General features: G+C 62.0%; 6 protein-coding genes. 1 reads left to right on the top strand and 5 read right to left on the bottom strand.

Annotated features, from left to right (window positions below; genetic code table 11):
- The coding region (locus tag AC1D2N_RS35900; protein WP_477982999.1) for a KpsF/GutQ family sugar-phosphate isomerase at window positions 1–765 on the top strand (765 nt) is incomplete at its 5' end.
- Window positions 766–779: 14 nt separating this feature from the next.
- On the opposite strand, the gene AC1D2N_RS35895 is transcribed toward AC1D2N_RS35900, so the two are convergent.
- The 5 genes from AC1D2N_RS35895 to AC1D2N_RS35875 form a co-directional block, all read right to left on the bottom strand.
- Entirely contained in the window at window positions 780–1,235 is a 456-nt protein-coding gene (locus tag AC1D2N_RS35895; protein ID WP_018243530.1) for an NfeD family protein, read from the bottom strand.
- Window positions 1,236–1,238: 3 nt separating this feature from the next.
- A complete protein-coding gene (locus AC1D2N_RS35890; protein ID WP_003542866.1) occupies window positions 1,239–2,279 on the bottom strand; it encodes an SPFH domain-containing protein in 1,041 nt (346 codons plus the stop codon).
- A gap of 285 nt (window positions 2,280–2,564) precedes the next feature.
- Window positions 2,565–3,599: a ferrochelatase gene (gene hemH, locus AC1D2N_RS35885; protein WP_018243529.1), complete on the bottom strand. Its 1,035-nt coding sequence runs from the start codon at window positions 3,597–3,599 to the stop codon at window positions 2,565–2,567.
- Between the two features lie 125 nt (window positions 3,600–3,724).
- Window positions 3,725–5,680 carry a bifunctional metallophosphatase/5'-nucleotidase gene (locus AC1D2N_RS35880; RefSeq protein ID WP_130653047.1) on the bottom strand — a complete coding sequence of 652 codons (1,956 nt, stop codon included), beginning with the start codon at window positions 5,678–5,680 and terminating at the stop codon, window positions 3,725–3,727.
- A gap of 175 nt (window positions 5,681–5,855) precedes the next feature.
- Window positions 5,856–6,176, bottom strand: a complete 321-nt coding sequence (locus AC1D2N_RS35875; protein WP_130653046.1) for a hypothetical protein — start codon at window positions 6,174–6,176, stop codon at window positions 5,856–5,858.
- Between the last annotated feature and the right edge of the window lie 277 nt (window positions 6,177–6,453).

Below are 6,453 nucleotides of genomic sequence, written 5' to 3'. Positions count from 1 at the left end.
TCAACGGGAACGCCCGCCTTTTTCGTGCATGCGGCGGAGGCCAATCACGGCGATCTCGGCATGATTGCGCGCGACGACGTCGTSTTGGCGATTTCCAAAGGTGGCGAGAGCGCCGARCTCAAGAGYATCATTTCCTTCACGCGGCGCTTCTCCATTCCGCTGATCGCGATCACCTGCAGCGAAGGGTCCTCGCTGGCGACCGCCGCCGATATCGTCCTGCTGATGCCGAACGAGCAGGAGGCCTGCCCGAATGGGCTGGCGCCGACGACCTCGACGCTGATGCAGCTTGCAATCGGCGACGCGCTGGCGGTGGCGCTCCTGGAGGCGCGCGGCTTTACCGCTACGGATTTCCACGTCTTCCATCCYGGCGGCAAGCTGGGTGCGAGCCTGATGCATGTCGCCGATGTSATGCATACCGGCGAGCGGCTGCCGCTCGTTGCCAAAGGCACACCGATGCCGGAGGCGATCACCGTGCTGTCGCGCAAGCATTTCGGCTGCGTCGGSGTGCTGGATGAAGATGGGCGGCTCTGCGGCATCGTCACCGAGGGCGACATGGCGCGCAATCTCACACGCAATCTGGCCCAGCTTGATGTCGACGATATCATGACGCGGACGCCGAAGACGGTGAAGCCGACGGTGCTGGCGACCGCGGCCCTGGCACTGCTCAACCAGCATCACATCGGCGCACTGATCGTCATCGACGACGACCGTCGGCCGGTCGGGCTGGTGCATTTCCACGACCTGCTGCGGATCGGCGTTGCCTGATCAGGTTCATTCGATCAGACGGGCTCGACTCTGAGGTCGCGGCCGTTGCTCGAGACCACCTTCACCTGCGTTCCGACGGGCAGGTCGGGTCCCATCACCTGCCATAGTGTATCGTCGAGCCGGATTCGGCCGCGGCCCTCGCGGATCGGTTCGTGCAGGGTGGCGGTGCGGCCGACGAGGCTGGCGCCGCGCTGATTGAGGAAGGGCTCGTCGGTCGTGGCATTGCGCAGCGTCAGCCGGCGGCCGGCGAAGGTCGTGGCAACGGCGAGAAGCGCAAAAAGAATCGCCTGCAACTCCCAGACCCAGAAGGCGCTGTCCCAGAAGAGCAGCGATAGCGCACCGACGATCAAGGCGGCAAGGCCGATCCAGACCAGGAAGAAGCCGGGAACAATCATCTCGGCGGCAAGCAGCACGAGCCCTGCGACCCACCAACTCCATGGACCGAGTTCGGTGACGATCTTCGCCAGCATGGCTTATCGCTCCTGCTCGGGATTGAAAGGATTGGGGGTCGACGGATTGATCGGCGGCGTCGAGCGTGCCGGTGCGGGGCGCGGGCGCGGCGGCACGGGTAGTGGCGTCGACGGGCTGCTGCCGGCATCGCCGAAGACTTCGCGGGCAATGGCGCCAATGCCGCCGAGCGAGCTTAGGATGGAAGACGCTTCCATCGGCATCATCACGATCTTGGAATTGGGCGCCGAACCGATCGAGGTCAGCGCTTCGGTGTATTTCTGCGCGACGAAATAGTTGATCGCCTGGATGTCGCCGGCGGCGATCGCCTCGGAGACCATCTTCGTTGCCTTGGCTTCGGCCTCGGCCAGACGTTCGCGGGCTTCGGCGTTGCGGAAGGCGGCCTCGCGCTGGCCTTCGGCCTGGAGAATGGCGGATTGTTTGGCGCCTTCGGCCCTGAGGATCTGCGCGTTGCGCGAGCCTTCGGCCTCCAGCACCTGCGCCCTCTTCTCGCGCTCGGCCTTCATCTGGCGGGCCATCGCATCAACGAGGTCGCGCGGCGGCTGGATGTCCTTGATCTCGACGCGGGTGACCTTGATGCCCCAGGGATGCACGGCTTCGTCGACGACACGCAGCAGCCGGTCGTTGATCGCATCACGGTTGGAGAGCAGTTCGTCGAGATCCATCGAACCCATGACCGAGCGGATGTTGGTCATGGTGAGATTGAGGATGGCGTTTTCGAGGTTGGAGACCTGATAGGCGGCCTGGGCAGCATTCAGCACCTGATAGAAGGAGACGGCATCGGCCGAAACCGAGGCATTATCCTTGGTGATCACCTCCTGGGTCGGCACGTTCAGCACCTGTTCCATCACGTTCAACTTAGCGCCGACGCGCTCGATGAAGGGGGTGATGAGGTTGAGGCCTGGCTCCAGCGTGCGGGTATAACGCCCGAAGCGCTCGATCGTATAGCGGTAGCCCTGCGGCACGGTCTTGATCCCAGCAAAGAGCACCAGAATAACGAAGATGACCAGCACGATCACGACGATGTCGAAGCCGCCGAACAGCATGAAAATTCCTCCTATCGGCGCATGCGCGCCTGCCCAACTCATGTGGTGAGTTAGCACGTTATTTGCGAGGAAGAAATGAGGGCGCAACCGCCCGGGCTCCAAGTGAAAAGGAGGTTTCGTTTCGGCTAAGTCATTGGGCTGTTGCTAAAGCGCGTTGCGACCCTTCAGATTCGCTCTCGCGTTTTAAGTCTTTGTTTCTACGCATGTCGTTATCGCAAAACCGCTGCACAGTTTTGCGCGACATGCTTTAGCTCCTCGTCCGACGCCGCTTTCTGAGTGGGGCTCTCAGACCCAGCCCTGCAATTCGCGACGGACGACCTTTTCCAGCACCTTCATGCCGTCCTCGCCGTCGTTGAGGCAGGGAATATGCGCGAACTTATCGCCGCCGTTCTCATGGAAGGAATGGGCCGCCTGCTCGGCGATTTCCTCCAGCGTCTCCAGACAGTCGGAGACGAAGCCGGGATTGATGACGGCGATGCGCTTGACGCCGTCCTTGGCGAGCTTCTCCACCGTCTTGTCGGTATAGGGCTGTAGCCATTCCTCCGGCCCGAAGCGGGATTGGAAGGTGACCATGAAGTTTTCCTTGGTCAGCCCGAGCCGCTCGCGCAGCAGCCGGCCGGTCTTCTGGCATTGACAGTAGTAGGGGTCGCCCTGTTTGAAATAGGACATGGGAATGCCGTGGAAGGAGGCGAGCAGCATCTCCGGCTTCCAGTCGAGGGTCGAAAGATGCCTCTCGACCGACGTGGCGAGCGCCTCGATATAGGTCTCGTCATCATGATAGGCGGGAACGGTGCGTAGCGCCGGCTGCCAGCGCATCGAGAGCAGCTTCTGGAAGGCCTTGTCGTTGACGGTGGCGGTCGTCGCCGCCGCATATTGCGGATAGAGCGGGAAGAGCACGATACGGTCGCAACCCTCTTCTTTCAGCGCGTCGATGCGCGAGGCAATCGACGGCGTGCCGTAACGCATCGCCCAGTCGACCTTGACGTTATCAAGATCCTTCAGGCGCGCGGCCATCAGCTCCGACTGATTGCGGGTGTAGGTGCGCAGATAACTTTCGTTCTTCTCCTTGTTCCAGATCAGCTCATAGGCCTTGCCGACCTTCTGCGGGCGGGTGTTGAGGACGATGCCGAACAGGATCGGATACCACTTCCAGGGCGACCATTCGATGACGCGGCGATCGGTGAGGAATTCCCTGAGGTAGCGGCGCATCGAGGTATAGTCGGTGCCATCAGGCGTGCCGAGATTGACCAGCAGGACACCGACCTTGCCTGACTTGACGGCCGGATGGTCCGCCGGGCGGAGTGAAATATCTGCTGTCATTCTGGTCCCAAAGCTCTTTCTGTCTCTTCGGCTCATACGCAGCCTGGAGATCGTGGTTCACCCTATAGAAACAAAAACCGGCCCGGGAAACCCCGGGCCGGCCAGTGACATCGGGACAAATCGTCTTACTTGGCAGGGACCTCGATCTCCTTGCCGACTGTCAGGTGCCGCGGGTTCGGCTTGCCGTTCGCATCCGAGAGCTTCCGCCACAGTGTGCCGTCGCCATAGAAGGTCACGGCGAGATCCCAGAAGGTGTCGCCCGCGGCGATGACATGGGTGGAAGGCGTCGTTGCGGCAGGTGCAGAGGCTGCCGGCGCGGGGGCCGGTGCTGCTGGTGCCGGGGCAGCAGGAGTGGGTGCGGGAGCCGGCTTTGTGGAGGGAGCAGGAGCGGCCGGTGCAGGGGTGGGTTCGGTGGAGGGGGCCGGAGCAGCCGGTGCGGCAGGCGCAGGCTCGGAAGCGGAAGGAGCGGGCGCTGCCTGCGCCAATTCTGTGACGCGGCCATCCGTGTATGGCTTGTAAGGCGAATGCGCGGCGACGTATTCGGCGGTCACGTCGGCAAGATCCGGGCCGAAATCATAAGCGTTCTGGCCTTCCTTAAAGATCGAATAGCCGTCGCCGCCGGCCCGCATGAAGTTGTTGGTCGCAACCTTGTAGGTCTTGGCCGGATCGATCGGTGCGAAATTGTCGCCGTCCTTCACCTGCACATCGCTGACACGGCTGCCGACGGGCTTCGACTGGTCGAAGGAGAATTTCAGGCCGGCGACCTGGGGGAAACGGCCGGCGCCCTGGTCGATCTGGCTGACGCCGTTTTCGAGCGCCTTGACGACGTTTGCGCCGGTCAGCTCAAACGTGGCGAGCGTGTTCTGGAATGGCAGGACGGTGATGACCTCGCCCTGGGTGACCTCGCCGCCATCGATTGAAGCACGCAGGCCGCCGCCGTTCTGAACGGCGATGGTGACGCCCTGATTCTTGGTGCGATCGAGCATGGCGTCGGCCACCAGATTGCCCATCGAGCATTCCTTGACGCGGCAGACCTTGCGGTCGCCTTCGATCGGGCTTTCGGAAGAGCCGATCACCTTCTTGCGCAATTCCTCGATCGGCTTTGCCAGTTCGGCAATGCGGGTGATGACGGCCGGATCGGGCGTAAAGGTGGAATCGATCAGGATCGGATCGCCCTTGGCATCCTTGACGACGCCGCTATCGTCGAAATTGACGACGAGGTCGCCGAGATACTTGCTGTAGGAGGCGGCCTGGACGACCGGCACTTTATAGCCGCCGGGATTGTCGACCATCGTCGGATAGGGGCCTTCGGCCTTGGGGTCGGTGTTGGAGAGCAGGCTGTGGGAATGGCCGCCGACGACGACATCGACATCCGGGATCTTGGCGATCAGGGCGAGATCGCGGGGATAACCGACATGGGTCAGCGCGATGATCTTGTTAACGCCCTGGCCCTTCAGATCCTGAACGGCTGAAGTAATGGCCTGGACGTCATCGGCGATCGTCACGTTCGGACCGGGGGAGGAAAGCTCTGCCGTATCATTGGTGACGGCGCCGACGATGCCGATCTTCTGGCCGCCAACATCGAGCACCAGCGAGGGCTTGATACGGTCGCCGAGCTTGGAGGCGGCTGTCGCCTTGACATTCGCCGTCACGACGGGGAACTGCACCTTGTCGAGGAAGGTCGCAAGCCCGTCCTCGCTGTCGTCGAATTCATGATTGCCGACGGTCATGGCGTCGAACTTCATCAGGTTCAGGAATTCGGCTTCGGCCGCTCCCTTGTAGGTCGTGTAGAAGAGCGAGCCCTGGAAATTGTCGCCGGCATTGAGGAGGAGGACATTCTTGCCCGATAGCGCCTGACGACGCTGGTCGATCGCGGTCTTCAGGCGGGCGGCGCCGCCGAAGCATTCCTTCTTGCCTTCCTCCTCTGCCGAGCAGGTGGAGTCGAACTTGTTGATCGATTCGATGCGTGAATGGAAATCGTTGATATGAAGAATATTGAGTTCGTAATCCGCAAAGGCGGCGCCCGCGCTCAGCGCCAGCATGGACGCGGTCAAAAGACCGAAGCTGAAAGACTTCGTCATCCCTGTTCTCCTGATTGAGGCGAAGGATCCCCCTTGATCCTCGCCGATCCCTTTCATCGTGCGCCGGGGCGGTTTCCCGGCGTGCGGATGTTCCATCAGACGATGCACGACCGCAAGAAAAAGCTGGGCCAGGCTGGGCGCTTTCCAAGGGGGCAGGGCAAAAAAGCCGGGTTGCTTATCCCCGGCATTCGCCGTCGGCGGCGTTTCGATAGAGTTCGTGCACGGCCTCTGCAATATTCGGAACTGCAGCGAGTGCTATGACCAGGCAGAGAAGGGAAACAAGGCGATCAAAGCGCCGGCCGGCCCGATAGGCAAGGAGCGCACCTGCGCCGTAGATCAGGACGGCAGGCACGGCGAAGATCAACACCTGCAGCGGCCCGTCGCAATCGGGAGCGGCGATGCCCTGGGCACGATAGACGTTGGCCGGCAAGACGACCGCAAGTGCCGCAAGCGGCAATGCGAGCAGCAGGATGAGGTAAGAGGCGAAGGCCCGCATGGTGTGCTTAGAGCCTTTCCGGGTTAGATTGAAGCATTCTGCCGGAGCAGGTTTTCGTCAGGGCAAAGGCGATTGGCGAAGGGCATACCCCTTGGTACGTCCGAGCCGATCGCCTTTGATCCTGGCGGAAAGATGCCCGGCCCTTCGGGTTGGCTGAAACGGGCCGGCTGATCGACCGGCCGGCTTGGCCGTAGAGCTGGGCTACGACGCGCGCCGGCCGGTCGACCATCCGACTCCGTTTGAGCCAACAGAATGCTTCAATCTAACCCGGAAAGGC

It is taken from the genome of Rhizobium sp. P1_B8 (assembly GCF_056406515.1).
The sequence above is the reverse complement of the archived record's forward strand: the minus strand, read 5'-3'. Positions and strand labels throughout refer to the sequence as shown.

What these genes read in the sequence shown, in the direction of transcription:
- AC1D2N_RS35895 (WP_018243530.1), bottom strand. Translation starts at nt 1,235, where the DNA reads ATGCTGGCGAAGATCGTCACCGAACTCGGTCCATGGAGTTGGTGGGTC.
- AC1D2N_RS35880 (WP_130653047.1), bottom strand. Translation starts at nt 5,680, where the DNA reads ATGACGAAGTCTTTCAGCTTCGGTCTTTTGACCGCGTCCATGCTGGCG.
- AC1D2N_RS35890 (WP_003542866.1), bottom strand. Translation starts at nt 2,279, where the DNA reads ATGCTGTTCGGCGGCTTCGACATCGTCGTGATCGTGCTGGTCATCTTC.
- AC1D2N_RS35875 (WP_130653046.1), bottom strand. Translation starts at nt 6,176, where the DNA reads ATGCGGGCCTTCGCCTCTTACCTCATCCTGCTGCTCGCATTGCCGCTT.
- hemH (WP_018243529.1), bottom strand. Translation starts at nt 3,599, where the DNA reads ATGACAGCAGATATTTCACTCCGCCCGGCGGACCATCCGGCCGTCAAG.